The 20,059-nt window shown below is 60.5% G+C and carries 15 protein-coding genes; 13 read left to right on the plus strand and 2 right to left on the minus strand.

What is annotated here, in order from left to right:
• The first annotated feature begins 9 nt into the window (after nt 1-9).
• The 8 genes from KGA89_RS22510 to KGA89_RS22545 all read left to right on the plus strand — a co-directional run bounded on the left by KGA89_RS22510 (nt 10) and on the right by KGA89_RS22545 (nt 10,776).
• A complete protein-coding gene (locus KGA89_RS22510; protein ID WP_223472580.1) occupies nt 10-1,635 on the plus strand; it encodes an ABC transporter substrate-binding protein in 1,626 nt (541 codons plus the stop codon).
• Nucleotides 1,636-1,941: 306 nt separating this feature from the next.
• Entirely contained in the window at nt 1,942-3,543 is a 1,602-nt protein-coding gene (locus KGA89_RS22515) for an ABC transporter substrate-binding protein (protein WP_223472581.1), read from the plus strand.
• 172 nt (nt 3,544-3,715) lie between these two features.
• Nucleotides 3,716-5,137: an OprD family porin gene (locus KGA89_RS22520; protein WP_053161882.1), complete on the plus strand. Its 1,422-nt coding sequence runs from the start codon at nt 3,716-3,718 to the stop codon at nt 5,135-5,137.
• 75 nt (nt 5,138-5,212) lie between these two features.
• Nucleotides 5,213-6,808 (plus strand): ABC transporter substrate-binding protein, encoded by a 1,596-nt coding sequence (locus KGA89_RS22525; protein ID WP_053161880.1) that lies wholly within the window; start codon nt 5,213-5,215, stop codon nt 6,806-6,808.
• 76 nt (nt 6,809-6,884) lie between these two features.
• Nucleotides 6,885-7,895: an ABC transporter permease subunit gene (locus KGA89_RS22530; RefSeq protein WP_014336601.1), complete on the plus strand. Its 1,011-nt coding sequence runs from the start codon at nt 6,885-6,887 to the stop codon at nt 7,893-7,895.
• A 10-nt stretch (nt 7,896-7,905) separates the two neighbouring features.
• A complete protein-coding gene (locus tag KGA89_RS22535; RefSeq protein WP_003197772.1) occupies nt 7,906-8,817 on the plus strand; it encodes an ABC transporter permease subunit in 912 nt (303 codons plus the stop codon).
• Nucleotides 8,818-8,827: 10 nt separating this feature from the next.
• Complete coding sequence (locus KGA89_RS22540; RefSeq protein WP_223472582.1) at nt 8,828-9,796, plus strand: ABC transporter ATP-binding protein; 969 nt, start codon at nt 8,828-8,830, stop codon at nt 9,794-9,796.
• Nucleotides 9,796-10,776 (plus strand): peptide ABC transporter ATP-binding protein, encoded by a 981-nt coding sequence (locus KGA89_RS22545; protein WP_028237338.1) that lies wholly within the window; start codon nt 9,796-9,798, stop codon nt 10,774-10,776. The genes KGA89_RS22540 and KGA89_RS22545 overlap by 1 nt, the downstream gene beginning before the upstream one ends.
• 120 nt (nt 10,777-10,896) lie before the next feature.
• On the opposite strand, the gene KGA89_RS22550 is transcribed toward KGA89_RS22545, so the two are convergent.
• On the minus strand, nt 10,897-11,148 hold the full coding sequence (locus KGA89_RS22550) for a hypothetical protein (RefSeq protein ID WP_223472583.1): 252 nt from the start codon (nt 11,146-11,148) through the stop codon (nt 10,897-10,899).
• A gap of 1,587 nt (nt 11,149-12,735) precedes the next feature.
• Nucleotides 12,736-14,319 carry a peptide chain release factor 3 gene (locus KGA89_RS22555; protein ID WP_223472584.1) on the minus strand — a complete coding sequence of 528 codons (1,584 nt, stop codon included), beginning with the start codon at nt 14,317-14,319 and terminating at the stop codon, nt 12,736-12,738.
• Between the two features lie 332 nt (nt 14,320-14,651).
• Here KGA89_RS22555 and KGA89_RS22560 point away from each other — a divergent pair, with 332 nt between their 5' ends.
• The 5 genes from KGA89_RS22560 to KGA89_RS22580 all read left to right on the plus strand — a co-directional run bounded on the left by KGA89_RS22560 (nt 14,652) and on the right by KGA89_RS22580 (nt 19,772).
• Nucleotides 14,652-15,368, plus strand: a complete 717-nt coding sequence (locus tag KGA89_RS22560) for an ABC transporter permease (RefSeq protein ID WP_003197761.1) — start codon at nt 14,652-14,654, stop codon at nt 15,366-15,368.
• Between the two features lie 25 nt (nt 15,369-15,393).
• Nucleotides 15,394-16,296: a glycine betaine ABC transporter substrate-binding protein gene (locus KGA89_RS22565; RefSeq protein WP_223472585.1), complete on the plus strand. Its 903-nt coding sequence runs from the start codon at nt 15,394-15,396 to the stop codon at nt 16,294-16,296.
• 15 nt (nt 16,297-16,311) lie between these two features.
• Nucleotides 16,312-16,965, plus strand: a complete 654-nt coding sequence (locus KGA89_RS22570) for an ABC transporter permease (RefSeq protein WP_024616353.1) — start codon at nt 16,312-16,314, stop codon at nt 16,963-16,965.
• Entirely contained in the window at nt 16,962-18,119 is a 1,158-nt protein-coding gene (locus KGA89_RS22575) for a betaine/proline/choline family ABC transporter ATP-binding protein (protein ID WP_003197755.1), read from the plus strand. The genes KGA89_RS22570 and KGA89_RS22575 overlap by 4 nt, the downstream gene beginning before the upstream one ends.
• A gap of 489 nt (nt 18,120-18,608) precedes the next feature.
• Nucleotides 18,609-19,772, plus strand: coding sequence for a type III PLP-dependent enzyme (locus KGA89_RS22580; protein ID WP_003197753.1), 1,164 nt, complete (start codon nt 18,609-18,611; stop codon nt 19,770-19,772).
• Nucleotides 19,773-20,059 lie beyond the last annotated feature (287 nt).

Consider the following 20,059-nt stretch of genomic DNA (forward strand, 5'->3'; position numbering starts at 1 on the left):
GAGGCCAACATGCTTAAACAAGCGGTCATTCCGTTTTTAGTCGGCGCAAGCTTATTAGCCAGCGCACCTTTCGCCCAAGCCGCGACTAACCTGGTGTTCTGCTCCGAAGGGAGCCCGGCCGGTTTTGACCCTGGTCAGTACACCACCGGAACCGACTTCGACGCCTCTGCAGAGACCATGTTCAACCGCCTGACCCAGTTCGAACGTGGCGGCACCGCCGTGATTCCTGGCCTGGCGACCAAATGGGATATTTCCGAAGACGGCCTGACCTACACCTTCCACCTGCGTGAAGGCGTCAAGTTCCATACCACCCCGTACTTCAAGCCGACCCGCGAATTCAACGCCGACGACGTGCTGTTCACCTTCAATCGGATGATCAGCAAGGATGACCCGTTCCGTAAGGCCTACCCGACCGAGTTCCCATACTTCACCGACATGGGGATGGACACCAACATCACCAAGATCGATAAAGTCGACGACCACACCGTCAAGTTCACCCTCAAGGATGTAGACGCCGCGTTCATCCAGAACATGGCCATGAGCTTCGCCTCGATCCAGTCCGCCGAATACGGCGCCCAACTGCTCAAGGAAGGCAAGGCCCCGGACATCAACCAGAAGCCGGTCGGCACTGGCCCGTTCGTGTTCAAGAGCTACCAGAAAGACTCCAACATCCGCTACACCGGGAACAAGGACTACTGGAAACCTGACGACGTGAAGATCGACAACCTGATCTTCGCCATCACCACCGACCCGTCGGTGCGCATGCAGAAGCTCAAGAAAAACGAATGCCAGATCACCCTCTTCCCACGCCCGGCCGACCTCAAGGCCCTGAAGGAAGACAAAGCGTTGAAGATGCCTGACCAGGCGGGTTTCAACCTGGGCTATATCGCCTACAACGTGATGGACAAGATCAAGGGCAGCAACGAGCCGAACGTGCTGGCCAACCTGAAGGTCCGCCAGGCGCTGGACATGGCGGTCAACAAGCCGCAGATCATCGACTCGGTCTACCAGGGCGCCGGCCAACTGGCGGTCAACGCCATGCCGCCGACCCAGTGGTCCTACGACACCACCATCAAGGACGCCAAGTACGATCCTGAGAAAGCCAAGGAGCTGCTCAAGGAAGCCGGCGTCAAGGAAGGCACCAACATCACCCTGTGGGCGATGCCGGTGCAGCGTCCGTACAACCCGAACGCCAAGTTGATGGCCGAGATGCTGCAGTCCGATTGGAAGAAAATCGGCCTGAACGTCAACATCGTCAGCTACGAATGGGGCGAGTACATCAAGCGCTCCAAAGGCGGCGAGAACCAGGCGATGATCATCGGCTGGAGCGGTGACAACGGTGACCCGGACAACTGGCTCAACGTGCTGTTCGGCTGCGACTCGCTGGCCGGCAACAACTTCTCCAAATGGTGCGACAAAAAATTCGACGATCTGGTCAAGCAAGCCAAGCGCACCTCCGACCAGTCCAAACGCACCGAACTGTACAAACAGGCACAACACGTCCTCAAGGATGCCGTGCCAATGACACCTATCGCTCACTCGACGGTGTATCAACCCATGCGCGCCAACGTGCAGGATTTCAAGATCAGCCCATTTGGCTTGAACTCCTTCTACGGCGTCAGCGTCAGCAAATAAAGATAGGCAACGGCGGCGTTCTCAACGTCGCCGTTGCTTTATCTGCCGAGACTAAGACCCAGGAAAACGCCTACATCCAAAAGCACTGCGTACCACAGCAGTTGGTTTAGGACGTATCGCCTTTTCCCACAAGTCTTTCAGGTATTACGCATTTACCGCCCGGCCTACGGCTCATACCGTCGGCACTTGGACGATTTGCCAGCCCTGCGGCATCGCTACGCATTGGAATGAGCTCAGTGCCCCGGACCTGTCCCCGGAAGGACACCGGTTCACTGTTAAAACACCCCGAACGAGAGAGGGAGCGTCATGCGCCATACCTTGGTTTTATCCGCATTGCTGGGCACCGGCCTGTTGGCCGCGACATCCGCAGCCCAGGCCGCCGCCGGCAGCCTGGTGTTCTGTTCCGAAGGCAGCCCCGCCGGTTTCGACACCGCGCAATACACCACGGCCACCGACAACGATGCCGCCGAGCCGCTGTACAACCGCCTGGCCGAGTTCGAAAAAGGCGCGACCAACGTCGTCCCGGGCCTGGCGACCAGCTGGGATATTTCCGAAGACGGCTTGAAGTACACCTTCCACCTGCGCGAAGGCGTGAAATTTCACACCACCGACTACTTCACGCCAACCCGAGATTTCAACGCCGACGACGTGTTGTTCACCTTCAACCGCATGCTCGACCCGCAGCATCCGTTCCGCAAGGCCTACCCCACCGAGTTCCCCTACTTCAACGGCATGAGCCTGAACAAGAACATCGCCAAGGTAGAAGCGACCGGGCCACTGACCGTGGTCATGACCCTCAACAGCGTGGACGCCGCGTTCATCCAGAACATCGCCATGAGCTTCGCCGCGATCCTGTCGGCCGAATACGCCGACCAGTTGCTCAAGAGCGGCAAACCGAGCGACATCAACCAGAAGCCGATCGGCACCGGGCCGTTCGAGTTCAAGAGCTACCAGAAAGACTCCAACATCCGCTACGTCGCCAACCAGCAGTACTGGGCGCCGGAACGGGTCAAGCTGAACAACCTGATCTTCTCCATCAACACCGACGCCTCGGTGCGGGTGCAGAAGCTCAAGGCCAACGAATGCCAGGTCACCCTGCATCCGCGTCCGGCCGATGTGCCAGCCTTGAAGAACGACCCCAAGCTGCAGTTGATCGAGAAGCCTGGTTTCAACCTGGGCTACATCGCCTATAACACCCGCCACAAGCCGTTCGACCAGGTCGAAGTGCGCCAGGCATTGGACATGGCGGTGAACAAGCAAGGCATTCTCAATGCCGTGTACCAGGGCGCGGGGCAACTGGCGCAGAACGCCATGCCGCCAACGCAGTGGTCCTACGACGACACCATCAAGGACGCTCCCTACAACCCGGAAAAAGCCAAGGAATTGCTCAAGGCCGCCGGCGTCAAGGAAGGCACCGAAATCACCCTCTGGGCCATGCCCGTGCAACGCCCGTACAACCCCAACGCCAAGCTGATGGCCGAGATGCTCCAGGCCGACTGGGCGAAGATCGGCCTGAAGGTGAAGATCGTCAGCTACGAATGGGGCGAGTACATCAAGCGCACCAAGAACGGCGAGCACGACATCAGCCTGATCGGCTGGACCGGCGACAACGGGGACCCGGACAACTGGCTGGGCACGCTGTACAGCTGCGACGCCATTGGCGGCAACAACTACTCCATGTGGTGTGACCCGGACTACGACAAGCTGATCAAGCAGGCCAAGGTCGTCACCGACCGCGACCAGCGCACCGTGCTCTACAAACAGGCCCAGCAGTTGCTCAAGCAGCAAGTGCCGATCACCCCTGTTGCCCACTCGACGGTCAACCAGCCGCTGAGTGCCAAAGTCGAAGGGTTCAAAGTCAGCCCCTTCGGTCGCAACGTGTTCTCGGGCGTCAGCCTGAACCCATAACCGCTTAGCCGCACAGCGAGGGCTTCCCTTGGAAGCCCTCACGCAGACGTCTTGCCTGAATTCGTCGATCAGGCGCCATGCAAACGTTTGCTAGCTGTGAATGAGTTGCAAAAACCAATAGCCGTATCACCTAAAAAGACCGGCATCAAAAGAAAGAAAAGGAGCGTTACCCATGAAACTGAGCAGCACCGCGATACTGGCCCTGGCCATCAGCAGCATCACCGCCACGGCGTATGCTGAATCTGTCAGTCAGGCATTCGTCCCTACCGCGCTGGCCGACAGCAGCGCCCAGAGCGAAGCAAAAGGTTTCATCGACGGACAAAGTCTGGGGGGCACGACTCGTAACTGGTACGCCAACGAGTTGAAACGTCGTGATGACCGATTCAGCTACAAGCCAAACAGTGTAAAAAATGACCCTTCCGTACCGGCTACTCCCATTGCTCGTCGCATCAACTGGGTTCAAGGCACTATCGTCAACTACACCTCGGGCTTTACCCAAGGCACCGTCGGCGTCAGCACTGAAGTGGCCGCCTATAACGCTATCGTTCTGGACCAGGATCGCAAACACATCGCCGGTGGTTCCAACCGCACCCTGGCGGACAACAACGGTGATGCCGTGGACCAGTGGAGCAAGCTGGGCCTGGCCAACGTCAAGTTCCGTGCATCGAATACAACGCTGACCGCGGGTCGCCAGAACTTCAGTACGCCAATCGTTGATGTCATCGGTAACCGCGCACTGCCTTCGAGCTTCGAAGGTATCAGCCTGCACAGTGAAGAATTCAACAACCTGTCGTTCGACCTGGCCGGTTTCGACCGCGTTTCGCCACGGACCGAGCAGAGCCTGTCGAAATTCCGCAGTGAATATTCCGCTACCGGCGTGGAAACCGACAAGGTCTACACCGCCGGCGTGAACTACCAACCGTTCAAAAGCCTGAAAACCAGCCTGTATGGTGCCAAAGTCGAAGACTTCTGGAACCAATACTACTTCGGTGCTACCCACGAGCTCGGGGACAGCCAAGTGCTGAGCCTGACCACCGGCCTGAACTATTACAAAACCGTCGATGAAGGCAAAAAGCTGATGGGGAATATCGACAACGATACCTACTCCCTGTCGCTCGGCCTTACTCACCAGGCTCACAGCCTGACGTTCTCCTACCAGGAAGTGAACGGCGACGAGTACTTCGACTACCTGCATGAAACCAACGGCATCTACCTGGCCAACTCCTTGCTGTCGGACTTCAACAGCCCGAACGAAAAATCCTTCCAGATCGCCTACGGCCTCAACATGGCCGAGTACGGCGTGCCTGGCCTGAAGTTCAACATCTATCAGGCACGTGGTTGGGGCATCGACGGCACGCATTACCGTGGCACGGCCTACACCGATCCAGGTAAGCAGCGCGGCGACCTGAGCCTGATGGACGGTGAAAGCCACTACGAATACGGCGTCGGTGCGTCCTATGCCGTACAGAGCGGCCCACTCAAGGCCACCGCCATTCGTGCGACCTACACCACTCACCGCGCCAGCGAACACCAGGCGGATGGCAACATCAACGAGTTCCGCCTGGTCACCACCATTCCGTTCAACATTCTCTAAACTGCCACCGGGCGGTCGACTCACAAGGTCGCCCGTCCGGTCTTTTGCCATTTACCCGATTGCAGAGGATTGACGATGAACATGATCCCCCTACGCGCCGCCATCGCCGCTGCGCTGCTGAGTGTCGCCGTTGGCGCCACGGCCAAACCCCTGGTGGTTTGCACAGAAGCCAGCCCGGAAGGCTTCGACATGGTCCAGTACACGACTGCAGTCACTGCCGACGCCGTGGCAGAAACCATTTTCAATCGCCTGGCCGATTTCAAACCCGGCACCACCGAAGTGATTCCGGCCCTGGCCGAATCCTGGGACATCAGTGACGATGGCCTGACGTACACCTTCCACCTGCGCAAGGGCGTCAAGTTCCACACCACCGAATACTTCAAGCCGACCCGCGACATGAACGCCGACGACGTGGTCTGGAGTTTCCAGCGCCAGCTGGACCCGAATCACCCGTGGCACAAACTGTCGAGCGTGGGCTTCCCGTACTTTGAAAGCATGGGTTTCAAGGAACTGCTCAAGAGCGTCGAGAAAGTCGACGAGCACACAGTCAAGTTCAGCCTGACCCGCCGCGAAGCGCCATTTTTGGCCGACATCGCCATGGCCTTCTCTTCGATCTACCCGGCCGAATACGCCGACCAGTTGCTCAAGGCAGGCAAGGCTGGTGACCTCAACAGCAAGCCAGTCGGCACCGGGCCGTTCGTCTTCCAGCGCTACAACAAGGACGCCCAGGTTCGCTTCAAGGCCAACCCGGACTACTTCCGTGGCAAGCCACCGGCCGATGCGCTGGTACTGGCCATCGCCACCGACAACAACGTGCGCATGCAGAAGCTCAAGACCAACGAGTGCCAGATCGCGCTGTACCCCAAACCCGATGACATCCCCAGCATCAAGAAAGACCCGAACCTGAAGGTCACCGAGCTGGATGCGATGACTGTTTCCTACACCGCCCTGAACACCAGCCACAAATACATGAGCGACGTGCGGGTGCGCAAAGCCATCGACCTGGCCTTCGACAAGGAAGCCTACGTCAACGCGCTGTTCGGCAAGGGCAACGCCACCGTGGCGGTCAACCCGTACCCACCGACGCTGCTGGGTTTCAACCACGACCTGAAGAACCCGACCCGCGACCTGGACAAGGCCCGCCAGCTGCTCAAGGAAGCCGGCGTGCCGGAAGGCACCGTGTTCACCCTGTTCACCCGCAACGGCGGCGGCCCGACCAACCCCAACCCGATGCTCGGCGCGCAGATGATGCAGGCGGACCTGGCGAAGGTCGGGATCAAGGTCGACATCCGCGTGATGGAATGGGGCGAAATGCTCAAGCGCGCGAAAAACGGCGAGCACGACATGGTCTCTGCCGGATGGGCGGGCGACAACGGCGACCCGGATAACTTCCTGACGCCTATGCTCAGTTGCGAGGCGGCCAAGAACGGCGAAAACTACGCGCGCTGGTGCAGCGAGAAATTCCAGGCGCTGATCGACCAGGCTCGCGCCACAGTGAACCCCGAGGAACGCGCCAAGCTCTATGAACAGGCCCAGGTGATTTTCAACCAGGACCAACCGTGGATCAGCATGGCCCACACCCGCATGTTCACCGCAATGCGCAACAACGTAGAGGGCTACGTGATTAGCCCGCTCACCACCAACAACTTCGCCACCACCCAGGTGAAGTAGATAAGAAAACGCCTGGCGACGCTTGATCCAAAGCGGCGCCGGGCACGCCTAACCGGCTGATGAGGTACACCTGAAGATGTTTAGTTTTATTGCCCGCCGACTGGGATTATTGATCCCCACGTTCTTCGGCATCACCTTGCTGACCTTCGCGTTGATTCGCATGATCCCCGGCGACCCCGTGGAAGTGATGATGGGCGAACGTCGGGTCGATCCCGAAATGCATGCACAGGCAATGGAACGCCTTGGCCTCAACAAACCGCTGTATGCCCAGTACCTGGACTACATCGGCAAACTGGCCCACGGCGACCTCGGCGAATCGCTGCGTACCCGTGAAAGCGTATGGACCGAGTTCAGCTCACTGTTTCCCGCGACCCTGGAACTGTCCATGGCCGCCCTGTTGTTCGCCGGTATCCTGGGCCTGCTGGCCGGGGTGATCGCGGCACTCAAGCGAGGATCCCTGTTCGACCATGGGGTGATGGGCATCTCCCTGGCGGGGTATTCGATGCCGATCTTCTGGTGGGGCCTGATCCTGATCATGTTCTTCTCGGTGTCCCTGGGCTGGACGCCGGTGTCGGGGCGGATCGACCTGCTCTACGACATCGAACCGAAAACCGGCTTCATGCTGATCGACACGCTGCTGGCCGACGAGCCGGGCGCGTTCCTCGATGCCCTGCACCACCTGATCCTGCCGGCCATCGTACTGGGCACCATTCCGCTGGCGGTGATCGCCCGCATGACCCGTTCTTCGATGCTCGAAGTGCTGCGCGAGGACTACATCCGCACCGCCCGCGCCAAAGGCCTGTCGCCTTCGCGCGTGGTGTTCGTGCATGGCCTGCGCAACGCGCTGATCCCGGTACTGACCGTGGTCGGCCTGCAAGTCGGCACGCTGCTGGCCGGTGCGGTCCTGACCGAAACGATCTTCTCCTGGCCGGGCATCGGCAAGTGGCTGATCGAAGCCATCGGCGCCCGGGACTATCCCGTGGTGCAGAACGGCATCCTGTTAATCGCCTGCCTGGTGATTCTGGTCAACTTCGTCGTGGACATCCTCTACGGCTTTGCCAACCCACGCATCCGTCACCAGCGCTGAGATCAAAACCATGAGTACTCCAACTACCGCGGTAGCAGTCGATCAAAGCCTGCTGTACCCGTCCCCGTACAAAGAATTCTGGCACGCGTTTTCCCGCAACAAGGGCGCCGTGGCCGGGCTGCTGTTCATGATCCTGGTGGTGTTCTGCGCGATCTTCGCCCCCTGGGTCGCACCTCACGACCCGAGCGAGCAGTACCGCGACTTCCTGCTGACGCCGCCGGCCTGGCTTGAAGGCGGGCAGATCCAGTTCCTGCTGGGCACCGACGAACTGGGCCGCGACTTGCTCTCGCGCCTGATCCAGGGTTCGCGCCTGTCGCTGCTGATCGGCTTGTCGTCGGTGGTGATGTCGCTGATCCCGGGCATCCTGCTGGGGCTGTTCGCCGGGTTCTTCCCGCGCCTGCTCGGCCCGACCATCATGCGTTTGATGGACATCATGCTGGCCCTGCCTTCGCTGCTGTTGGCCGTGGCGATCGTCGCCATCCTCGGCCCAGGCCTGATCAACACCGTGATCGCCATCGCCATCGTCTCGCTGCCGTCCTACGTGCGCCTGACCCGTGCCGCCGTGATGGGCGAACTGAACCGCGACTACGTGACCGCCGCCCGCCTGGCCGGTGCCGGCCTGCCGCGCCTGATGTTCATCACTGTGCTGCCCAACTGCATGGCACCGCTGATCGTCCAGGCGACGCTGAGCTTTTCCTCGGCGATCCTCGACGCCGCCGCCCTGGGCTTCCTCGGCCTCGGCGTGCAGCCGCCCACCCCGGAGTGGGGCACCATGCTGGCCTCGGCCCGCGACTACATCGAACGCGCCTGGTGGGTCGTGAGCCTGCCTGGCTTGACCATTTTGCTCAGCGTGCTGGCAATCAACCTGATGGGCGACGGGCTGCGCGATGCGCTGGACCCGAAACTCAAGAATGCCGCCTGAGGAGATTCCCATGTCACTGCTAGAAATCAAGAATCTCAACGTCCGCTTCGGCGACGCCACCGCTGTGCCGGTGGTCGACGGCCTGGACCTGACTGTGGAAAAAGGCGAAGTCCTGGCCATCGTCGGCGAATCGGGCTCGGGTAAATCCGTGACCATGATGGCGCTGATGGGGCTGATCGAGCACCCCGGCATCGTCACCGCCGATGCGCTGAACTTCGACGGCAAGAACATGCTCAAGCTGAGCAACCGCCAACGCCGGCAGATCGTCGGCAAGGACCTGGCGATGGTCTTCCAGGATCCGATGACCGCGCTCAACCCCAGCTACACCGTGGGTTTCCAGATCGAAGAAGTGCTGCGCCTGCACCTGAAGATGTCCGGCAAGGCCGCCCGCAAGCGCGCCATCGAACTGCTGGAAAAAGTCGAGATCCCCGGCGCCGCCAGCCGCATGGATGCCTACCCGCATCAACTGTCCGGTGGCATGAGCCAGCGCGTGGCGATTGCCATGGCGATTGCCGGCGAGCCGAAGCTGCTGATCGCCGACGAACCGACCACCGCCCTGGACGTGACCATCCAGGCGCAGATCATGGACCTGCTGCTGGCCCTGCAAAAAGAGCAGAACATGGGCCTGGTGCTGATCACCCACGACCTCGCCGTGGTGGCTGAAACCGCCCAGCGCGTGTGTGTGATGTACGCCGGTCAGGCGGTGGAAGTGGGCAAGGTGCCGCAGCTGTTCGACATCCCCGCCCACCCGTACAGCGAAGCGCTGCTGGCGGCGATTCCGGAGCACAGCATGGGCGCCGAGCGCCTGGCGACCTTGCCCGGCATCGTGCCCGGTCGCTACGACCGCCCACAAGGTTGCCTGCTGTCGCCGCGCTGCCCGTACGTGCAGGACAACTGCCGTCAACAACGCCCGGCCCTTGACCCGAAATCCAACAGCCTCGCCCGCTGCTTCTACCCGTTGAACCAGGAGGTGGCGTGATGGCCGTCGTACTTACCGCCCGTGACCTGACCCGTCATTACGAAGTGTCCCGCGGCATGTTCAAGGGCCATGCGACCGTGCGCGCCCTCAACGGCGTGTCGTTCGAACTGGAAGCCGGCAAGACCCTGGCCGTGGTGGGCGAATCCGGTTGCGGCAAATCCACCCTCGCCCGGGCCCTGACGCTGATCGAAGAGCCATCCTCCGGCTCCCTGAAAATCGCCGGCCAGGAAGTGACCGGCGCCAACAAGGCCGAACGCAAGCAATTGCGCAAAGACGTGCAGATGGTCTTCCAGAGCCCGTACGCGTCCCTCAACCCACGGCAGAAAATCGGTGATCAGCTGGCCGAGCCGTTGCTGATCAACACCAGCCTGTCGGCCACCGAGCGGCGGGAAAAAGTCCAGGCGATGATGAAGCAGGTGGGCCTGCGCCCCGAGCATTACCAGCGCTACCCGCACATGTTCTCCGGTGGCCAGCGCCAGCGCATCGCCCTGGCCCGCGCCATGATGCTGCAACCCAAGGTGCTGGTGGCGGACGAACCGACGTCGGCGCTGGACGTGTCGATCCAGGCCCAGGTGCTGAACCTGTTCATGGACCTGCAGCAGGAATTCAACACCGCCTACGTGTTCATTTCCCACAACCTGGCGGTGGTGCAGCACGTGGCTGACGACGTGATGGTGATGTACCTCGGTCGCCCGGTGGAAATGGGCCCCAACGAGTCCATCTACAGCCGCCCGCTGCACCCGTACACCCAGGCGCTGCTGTCGGCCACCCCGACCATCCACCCGGACCCGAACAAGCCGAAGATCAAGATCGTCGGCGAACTGCCCAACCCGCTCAACCCACCGTCCGGCTGCGCCTTCCACAAGCGCTGCCCGTACGCCACCGAGCGCTGCAAGACCGAAGAACCGGCGTTGCGGCCGCTCGATAACCGCCTGGTGGCGTGTCACTACGCCGAGCAGTTCCTCGATGGCGCGGCATGAGCAAGGCCTGATCATCCACAGGTTCAACCCATGCACTGGGTAATACATCAGGCATGAAAAACCCCTCCAGTCCCGACTGAGTATCAGTTGGGCTGGAGGGGTTTTCTTTAGGTTAGAGACCTACGTCTGGCTATCATCCTCTTCATCTTCATCACCGTCCGGCGTATCGATTGGCGCGCCATCATCGTCCTCGCCATTATCCGGATCACCGGCATCCGAATCGGACGCAGCAAACATCAACTCACCCTGCGCCACCGAGCCACTCGATGCGTGCTGCTCGTGCTCATCGCATTCCGCCCAAGCGGCGGTGGAGCCCAGGGACAGCATCACCAAGACCTTCAGCAAAAACATCATGCGTAGCAGCTTGTTCATAGCCAATTCCTTCTTTTCCGGATTAAAGCCGGGACCTGACGGCGCTCAAGAAAATCTAGTTCTGAACAGGCCGGTTCACCAGATAGGACGCTCCAGAACAGACAGAAATGCCATAGCCCGACAGATTGGTTTCGAATAAGCGTTATCTCCAAACCTACTAACGCCAGGAACCTATGTGGGAGCAAGGCTTGCCCGCGATGGCGGCGGTACATCCAACATCCGGGCAAGCTGACCCACCGCTATCGCGAGCAAGCTTTGCTCCCACAGAGGAAACTGTGCCAAACATAAATTTCTTGCCCACTGAAGATCCAGTGTGGGAGCAAGGCTTGCCCGCGAAGAGGCCGGCACATCCAACATCCAGGCAAGCTGACCCACCGCTATCGCGAGCAAGCTTTGCTCCCACAGAGGGAACTGTGCCAAACATAAATTTCTTGCCCACTGAAGATCCAGTGTGGGAGCGGGCTTGCCCGCGAAGAGGCCGGTACATCCAACATCCAGGCAAGCTGACCCACCGCTATCGCGAGCAAGCTCGCTCCCACAGAGGGATCTGTGCCGAGCACAAGTTTCTTGCCCACTGAAGATCCAGTGTGGGAGCAAGGCTTGCCCGCGAAGAGGCCGGCACATCCAACATCCAGGCAAGCTGACCCACCGCTATCGCGAGCAAGCTCGCTCCCACAGAGGGATCTGTGCCGAACACAAGTTTCTTGTCCACTGAAGATCCAGTGTGGGAGCAAGGCTTGCCCGCGAAGAGGCCGGCACATCCAATATCCAGGCAAGCCGACCCACCGCTATCGCGAGCAAGCTTTGCTCCCACAGAGGAAACTGTGCCAAACATAAATTTCTTGCCCACTGAAGATCCAGTGTGGGAGCGGGCTTGCCCGCGAAGAGGCCGGTACATCCAATATCCAGGCAAGCCGACCCACCGCCATCGCGAGCAAGCTTTGCTCCCACAGAGGAAACTGTGCCAAACACAAGTTTCTTGTCCACTGAAGATCCAGTGTGGGAGCAAGGCTTGCCCGCGAAGAGGCCGGCACATCCAACATCCAGGCAAGCTGACCCACCGCTATCGCGAGCAAGCTTTGCTCCCACAGAGGGAACTGTGCCGAGCACAAGTTTCTTGTCCACTGAAGATCCAGTGTGGGAGCAAGGCTTGCCCGCGATGGCGGCGGTACATCCAACATCCGGGCAAGCTGACCCACCGCTATCGCGAGCAAGCTCGCTCCCACAGAGGGAACTGTGCCGAACACAAGTTTCTTGTCCACTGAAGATCCAGTGTGGGAGCGGGCTTGCCCGCGAAGAGGCCGGTACATCCAACATCAATGCAAGCTGACCCACCGCTATCGCGAGCAAGCTTTGCTCCCACAGAGGAAACTGTGCCGAACACAAGTTTCTTGTCCACTGAAGATCCAGTGTGGGAGCAAGGCTTGCCCGCGATGGCGGCGGTACATCCAACATCCGGGCAAGCTGACCCACCGCTATCGCGAGCAAGCTCGCTCCCACAGTGAATTATTCATGTTCAGGACACGGGACAAGCCATAAAAAACCCCGCAGCTTTCGCAACGGGGTTTCGGTTTCAACACTCAGCGCTTAGTGATGCTCACGCGTCGCGCGGAATTTCACGTCCGGCCAGCGCTCATCCATCAGTGCCAGGTTGACTCGGGTCGGGGCCAGGTAGGTCAGGTGACCGCCGCCGTCCAGCGCGAGGTTTTCCACGGCCTTGTTGGAGAATTCCTCGAGTTTCTTTTTGTCGCCGCATTCGATCCAACGAGCGGAGTACACGGTGATCGGCTCGTAGGAGCACTCGACCTTGTATTCCTCTTTCAAGCGGCTGGCGACGACGTCGAACTGCAGCACACCGACGGCACCGAGGATGATGTCATTGCTGCGGGTCGGGAAGAACACCTGGGTGGCGCCCTCTTCGGCCAGTTGCTGGAGACCCTGGCGCAGTTGCTTGGACTTGAGCGGATCCTTCAGGCGTACGCGGCGGAACAGTTCCGGGGCGAAGTGCGGGATGCCGGTGAAGCCCAGGGTTTCGCCTTCGGTGAAGGTGTCGCCGATCTGGATGGTGCCGTGGTTGTGCAGGCCGATGATGTCACCGGCGAAGGCCTCTTCCAGTTGCTCGCGTTCCGAGGAGAAGAACGTCAAGGCGTCGCCGATGCGCACGTCCTTGCCGGTGCGCACGTGGCGCATCTTCATGCCCTTTTCGTATTTGCCGGAGCAGATGCGCATGAAGGCGATACGGTCGCGGTGCTTGGGGTCCATGTTCGCCTGGATCTTGAACACGAAGCCGGAGAACTTCTCTTCCACCGGCTCCACGGTGCGCTCGTTGGCGACACGGGCCAGCGGGCGCGGGGCCCAATCGACCACGGCGTCGAGCACATGGTCCACACCGAAGTTGCCCAGGGCGGTACCGAAGAACACCGGGGTCAGTTGACCGTCGAGGAACTCCTGCTGATTGAACTCATGGCAGGCGCCCTGCACCAGTTCCAGTTGCTCGACGAAACGATCGTACTCGTCGCCCAGGTGCGCGCGCGCCTCGTCGGAGTCGAGCTTCTCGATGATCTTGACGTCGGTGCGCTCGTGCCCGTGACCGGCGGTGTAGACGATGATGTAGTCGTCGGCCAGGTGGTACACGCCCTTGAAGTCGCGGTAGCAACCGATCGGCCAGGTGATCGGCGCGGCCTTGATCTTCAGGACTGCTTCGATCTCGTCGAGCAGTTCGATCGGGTCGCGGATGTCGCGGTCGAGTTTGTTGATGAAGCTGACAATCGGCGTGTCCCGCAGACGGCAGACGTCCATCAGCGCGATGGTCCGTGGCTCGACGCCTTTACCGCCGTCGAGGACCATCAGCGCCGAGTCCACTGCCGTCAGGGTGCGGTAGGTGTCTTCGGAGAAGTCTTCGTGGCCCGGGGTGTCGAGCAGGTTGATCATGTGATCGCGATACGGGAACTGCATGACCGACGTGGTAATGGAAATACCCCGTTGCTTTTCCATTTCCATCCAGTCGGAGGTGGCATGGCGGTCGGATTTGCGAGATTTCACCGTGCCGGCGACCGCAATCGCCTTGCCCATCAGCAAGAGCTTCTCGGTGATGGTGGTCTTACCGGCATCGGGGTGGGAAATAATGGCGAAAGTGCGGCGTTTCGCGACTTCGGCGGCCTGGTTGGTCATGGGAAATCGCCTGGCAGGTGATTCAAAAAAGGGCGGCGATTATAGCTCAACTTGTGCCAGGAACCGAACCGTTGAGCACATCCAGGGTGGCCAGATCTTCCCCGGCATGGGAACCTTTAGCAGCGTGGAGGCGTCCACCACCCTGTTACGGCTATTCGTCAGGGTCTGAAAAATCAGCAAGTTAGCCTGACGAGGCTGCGCTCATGGCTCGATTTACCTGCCGTTTTACCGGCATGGAAAAGAGCTGCTTCTCGCGAACGTTTTCCCGGCAACCAGTGATGGTTTGCCGCCCGGGAAAGCGTGCGCCGACTGAAAGACAAAGGAGTCCGCCTGTGGCTATCCGCTATGGCAAAGGGCTTATCGGGGGGGCGGTCGTCGTCGCGCTCCTGGCCCTGTTGGTCCACTGGATCGGCATCGATACGATCCAACGCTACCACGACGATCTGCTGTTCTACCTGCAAGCGCACCTGCTGCTGGTACTGGCCTCCATGCTGGCGGCCCTGCTCGTGGGCATTCCCGCCGGCATCGCCCTCAGCCGCCCCGGCATGGTCGGGCGCGCCGAACGCTTCATGCAAGTGTTCAACATCGGCAACACCGTGCCGCCCCTGGCCGTGCTGGCCATCGCCCTGGGCATCCTGGGCATCGGTAGCGGTCCTGCCATCTTCGCTCTGTTCCTCGCCTCACTGTTGCCCATCGTGCGCAATACCTATGAAGGCCTGAAAAACGTCCAGGGCTCCCTCAAGGAAGCCGCCGTCGGCATCGGCATGACCCCGCGCCAGGTGCTGTGGAAAGTCGAGTTGCCCAACGCCGTGCCGATCATCGTCGGTGGCGTGCGCGTAGCACTGGCGATCAACGTCGGCACCGCGCCCCTGGCGTTCCTGATCGGCGCCAACAGTCTCGGCAGCCTGATCTTCCCCGGCATCGCCTTGAACAACCAGCCGCAGCTGTTGCTCGGCGCGGCCTGCACCGCCCTGCTGGCGCTGCTGCTCGACGGCCTGGTGACAATGGCCAGCCGCCTCTGGCTGGAACGCGGTCTGCGACCGTCATAAGTCGGCTGGATAAAGGAAATCGTTTATGAAGAAGTTGAGCTTGATACTGGGCTGCGTCCTGCTGTTCGCAGGATTCGCCCAAGCCGCTGAAAAACCGTTGATCCGCCTTGGCGCCCGAGTGTTCACCGAACAGACGCTGCTGGCGGAAATCACCGCGCAATACCTGCGCAGCAAGGGCTACGACGCGCAGATCACCGGCGGCCTGGGCAGCAACCTGGCCCGCAGCGCCCATGAAACCGGGCAACTGGACATGCTCTGGGAATACACCGGCGTGTCGCTGGTGGCCTACAACCACGTCACGGAAAAACTCGACAGCGCCCAGTCCTACGCCCGGGTGAAAGACCTCGACGCGAAAAAAGGCCTGGTCTGGCTGACACCGTCGAAATTCAGCAACACCTACGCCCTGGCCCTGCCGGAAAAAATCGCCCGCCAGTACCCGCAGATCAACAGCATCAGCCAGTTGAACACGGTGCTGCAGGCCGAAGCCGATGACAATCATCTGGTGGCCCTGGACACCGAGTTCGCCAACCGCTCCGACGGCCTGGCGGGCATGGTCGAGCAGTACGGCATGAACCTGACCCGCAAGAACATCCGGCAGATGGACGCGGGGCTGGTCTACACCGCCCTGCGCAACGGCCAGGTGTTCGCCGGTCTGGTGTACACCACCGACGGCCGGTTGAACGCGTTCAAGCTGAAGTTGCTGGAAGACGACAAGCATTACTTCCCCGACTACACCGCCGCACCAGTGGTGCGCCAGGCATACCTCGACGCGCACCCGCAACTGGCCGCGCAGCTCAAGCCCCTGGCCGAGCTGTTCGACGACGCGACCATGCGCCAGCTCAACGCCCGCGTGGACGTCAACCATGAAAGCCCTTCCACCGTTGCCGCTGATTTCCTGCGCCAGCATTCGCTGCTCTCAACCCAATGACCTGGAGGAAAAGCCATGGATTTTCTTGACGCCTTTTCCCATCTGGACTGGCCGCTGGTACTGCACCTGACCTGGCAGCACATCACCCTGGTGGGCATCGCCGTGACCCTGGCCATTGTCGTCGGTGTGCCGCTGGGCATCTTCATGACCCGCTTCCCGACGCTCGCCGGCCCATTGCAGGCCAGCGCCACGGTGCTGCTGACGATTCCGTCGATTGCGCTGTTCGGCCTGCTGTTGCCGTTCTACTCCAAGTTCGGCCAAGGCCTGGGCCCAATGCCAGCGATCACCGCAGTGTTTCTCTATTCGCTGTTGCCGATCATGCGCAACACCTACCTGGCCTTGACCGGCGTCGAACCGGGCATCCGTGAGGCCGCCCGTGGCATCGGCATGACCTTCGGCCAGCGCCTGCGCATGGTCGAACTGCCCATCGCCGTGCCGGTGATCCTGGCCGGCGTGCGCACCGCCGTGGTCATGAACATCGGCGTCATGACCATCGCCGCCACCATCGGCGCCGGTGGCCTGGGCGTGCTCATCCTCGCTTCCATCAGCCGCAGCGACATGTCGATGCTGATCGTCGGCGCCGTGCTGGTCAGTCTCCTGGCCATCTTCGCCGACCTGCTTCTGCAATGGCTGCAACGCTCGCTGACCCCAAAAGGATTACTGAAATGATCGAACTTCAAAACCTCAGCAAAACCTTCAAGAGCAACGGCAAGGATGTGAAAGCCGTGGACTCGGTGAACCTGACCGTCAACGAAGGCGAGATCTGCGTATTCCTCGGGCCGTCGGGCTGTGGCAAAAGCACCACGCTGAAGATGATCAATCGCCTGATCCCGCCCACCTCCGGCAAGGTGTTGATCAACGGTGAAGACACCACCGGCCTGGACGAAGTGACCCTGCGCCGCAACATCGGCTATGTGATCCAGCAGATCGGCCTGTTCCCGAACATGACCATCGAGGAAAACATCACCGTGGTCCCGCGCCTGCTCGGCTGGGACAAGCAGAAATGCCACGACCGCGCCCGCGAGCTGATGAGCATGATCAAGCTCGAACCCAAGCAATACCTGCATCGCTACCCCCGTGAACTGTCCGGCGGCCAGCAGCAACGGATCGGCGTGATCCGGGCCCTGGCGGCCGATGCGCCGCTGCTGCTGATGGACGAACCCTTCGGCGCGGTGGACCCGATCAACCGCGAGATGATCCAGAATGAGTTCTTCGAGATGCAGCGGGCGTTGAACAAGACCGTGATCATGGTCAGCCACGACATCGACGAAGCGATCAAGCTGGGGGACAAGATTGCGATCTTCCGCGCTGGCAAGCTGGTCCAGTTCGATCACCCGGACACACTGCTGGCCCATCCGGCCGACGAGTTCGTCAGCAGCTTCGTCGGCCAGGACAGCACGCTCAAGCGCCTGTTGCTGGTCAAGGCCGAAGACGCGGCGGACAACGCCCCGTCGGTCAGCCCCGAGACGCCAGTGGGTGAGGCACTGGAGTTGATGGACGAACATGACCGTCGCTACGTGGTGGTCACCTGTGCCGAGAACAAGGCCCTGGGGTATGTGCGCCGTCGCGACCTGTACCGCCAGACCGGCACCTGCGGACAATACCTGCGCGAATTCAACGCCACTGCCGCGTATGACGAACACCTGCGGATCCTGCTGTCGCGCATGTACGAGTTCAACCGCTCGTGGCTGCCGGTGATGGATGCCGAGCGGGTGTTCCTCGGGGAAGTGACCCAGGAATCGATTGCCGAGTACCTGAGCTCCGGACGCTCTCGCGGGGGCAAGACCAGCATTGTCTCGCCGGCCGAGACTGCGTTGGCCTGATCGAGCACAGCAGCCTTTGACTGATCGTTCCCACGCTCTGCGTGGGAACGCCTCCACGGACGCTCCGCGTTCGGCTCTGGGGACGCGGAGCGTCCCGGGCTGCATGCCCACGCAGAGCGTGGGAACGATCATCAGCCGCCTTGAAAAACCAATCCAAGGGAACATCAATCTGTCACGCAGGTCGGTTACATCATGAGCTGTCGCGGGCCGCACGACGGATGTGTGCAAAAACGCGACATTTTTAGTTGATCTCAGGCCCCTCACGCCCTAAAGTTCGCGCCGAACGTCCATGCTGGAAACGATCCATCCGGCTCAAGTACTGACGACGAGACAGCAAGGCCAAGGGAATCACGCATCCCGTGGCCTTTTTGCTTTCGGCGACATGCCTTGGGAAGTAGGCGAACCAAAGTGGGGATACGGAGGACGTTCACGAGGGCTGCTTGCCCTCACACCCATTGATCCTGATGTTTGCCAGTAGGAGTCCCAAGTATGTCGATCCAGGTCGAAGATTATTTCGCGCGCGAAACCTTCCAGAAAATGAAAGCGTTCGCCGACAAGCAGGAAACCCCGTTCGTGGTGATCGACACCGCGATGATCTCCCAGGCCTATGACGACCTGCGCGCCGGTTTCGAGTTCGCCAAGGTCTACTACGCCGTCAAGGCCAACCCGGCGGTGGAAATCATCGACCTGCTCAAGGATAAAGGCTCGAACTTCGACATCGCCTCGATCTATGAGCTGGACAAGGTCATGAGCCGTGGCGTCGGCCCGGACCGGATCAGCTACGGCAACACCATCAAGAAATCCCGCGACATTCGCTACTTCTACGAGAAGGGCGTGCGCTTGTATGCCACCGACTCCGAAGCCGACCTGCGCAACATCGCCAAGGCCGCGCCGGGCTCGAAAGTCTATGTACGGATCCTCACCGAAGGCTCGACCACCGCTGACTGGCCGTTGTCGCGCAAGTTCGGCTGCCAGACCGACATGGCCATGGACCTGCTGATCCTGGCCCGCGACCTGGGCCTGGTGCCGTACGGCATTTCGTTCCACGTCGGCTCGCAACAGCGCGACATCAGCGTCTGGGACGCGGCGATCGCCAAGGTCAAGGTGATCTTCGAGCGTCTGAAGGAAGAAGACGGCATCGTCCTGAAGCTGATCAACATGGGTGGTGGCTTCCCGGCCAACTACATCACCCGCACCAATAGCCTGGAAACATACGCCGAGGAAATCATCCGTTTCCTCAAGGAAGACTTCGGCGACGACCTGCCGGAAATCATCCTGGAGCCGGGCCGTTCGTTGATCGCCAACGCGGGTATCCTGGTCAGCGAAGTGGTGCTGGTGGCGCGCAAGTCCCGTACCGCCGTCGAGCGTTGGGTGTACACGGATGTGGGCAAGTTCTCCGGCCTGATCGAAACCATGGACGAAGCCATCAAGTTTCCGATCTGGACCGAGAAGAAAGGCGAGATGGAAGAAGTGGTCATCGCCGGTCCTACCTGTGACAGCGCCGACATCATGTATGAGAACTACAAGTACGGGTTGCCGTTGAACCTGGCTATTGGGGATCGTCTGTATTGGCTGTCGACCGGGGCCTATACCACTAGCTATAGCGCGGTGGAATTCAATGGCTTTCCGCCGCTGAAATCGTTTTACGTGTGATGTGTTTGGGGCTTGAACCCTATAGTTCTCGCCCTGTCGCGTAAGGTTGTTCAGTTAAAAACGGTGCTTCTTTCAGAAATGGGAAGCACCGTTTTTTTTGGATGGGTTGGTGTGTATATCCGTTGCTGCGGTAACGGCCGCAGGCGGTTCCGCTCTTACAGCCAGCCCTTTCAAGGTCTTTTGGCTTTAGCGGCCTTGAGCACCCGATCCGTCGACACGTGAGCATTCGCGGCTTTGCCTTCCAGCCACTCTTTGGATTTGGGCACCTTCGGGCCCCGTTTGCTCTT

The organism is Pseudomonas sp. A-RE-22 (genome assembly GCF_019956035.1).
In the GTDB taxonomy this organism is placed as follows: domain Bacteria; phylum Pseudomonadota; class Gammaproteobacteria; order Pseudomonadales; family Pseudomonadaceae; genus Aquipseudomonas; species Aquipseudomonas brassicacearum.

Bases quoted from the DNA above. Each gene is read 5' to 3' on its own strand.
- KGA89_RS22510 (WP_223472580.1), top strand. From the start codon at position 10: ATGCTTAAACAAGCGGTCATTCCGTTTTTAGTCGGCGCAAGCTTATTA.
- KGA89_RS22515 (WP_223472581.1), top strand. From the start codon at position 1,942: ATGCGCCATACCTTGGTTTTATCCGCATTGCTGGGCACCGGCCTGTTG.
- KGA89_RS22520 (WP_053161882.1), top strand. From the start codon at position 3,716: ATGAAACTGAGCAGCACCGCGATACTGGCCCTGGCCATCAGCAGCATC.
- KGA89_RS22525 (WP_053161880.1), top strand. From the start codon at position 5,213: ATGAACATGATCCCCCTACGCGCCGCCATCGCCGCTGCGCTGCTGAGT.
- KGA89_RS22530 (WP_014336601.1), top strand. From the start codon at position 6,885: ATGTTTAGTTTTATTGCCCGCCGACTGGGATTATTGATCCCCACGTTC.
- KGA89_RS22535 (WP_003197772.1), top strand. From the start codon at position 7,906: ATGAGTACTCCAACTACCGCGGTAGCAGTCGATCAAAGCCTGCTGTAC.
- KGA89_RS22540 (WP_223472582.1), top strand. From the start codon at position 8,828: ATGTCACTGCTAGAAATCAAGAATCTCAACGTCCGCTTCGGCGACGCC.
- KGA89_RS22545 (WP_028237338.1), top strand. From the start codon at position 9,796: ATGGCCGTCGTACTTACCGCCCGTGACCTGACCCGTCATTACGAAGTG.
- KGA89_RS22550 (WP_223472583.1), bottom strand. From the start codon at position 11,148: ATGAACAAGCTGCTACGCATGATGTTTTTGCTGAAGGTCTTGGTGATG.
- KGA89_RS22555 (WP_223472584.1), bottom strand. From the start codon at position 14,319: ATGACCAACCAGGCCGCCGAAGTCGCGAAACGCCGCACTTTCGCCATT.
- KGA89_RS22565 (WP_223472585.1), top strand. From the start codon at position 15,394: ATGAAGAAGTTGAGCTTGATACTGGGCTGCGTCCTGCTGTTCGCAGGA.
- KGA89_RS22570 (WP_024616353.1), top strand. From the start codon at position 16,312: ATGGATTTTCTTGACGCCTTTTCCCATCTGGACTGGCCGCTGGTACTG.
- KGA89_RS22575 (WP_003197755.1), top strand. From the start codon at position 16,962: ATGATCGAACTTCAAAACCTCAGCAAAACCTTCAAGAGCAACGGCAAG.
- KGA89_RS22580 (WP_003197753.1), top strand. From the start codon at position 18,609: ATGTCGATCCAGGTCGAAGATTATTTCGCGCGCGAAACCTTCCAGAAA.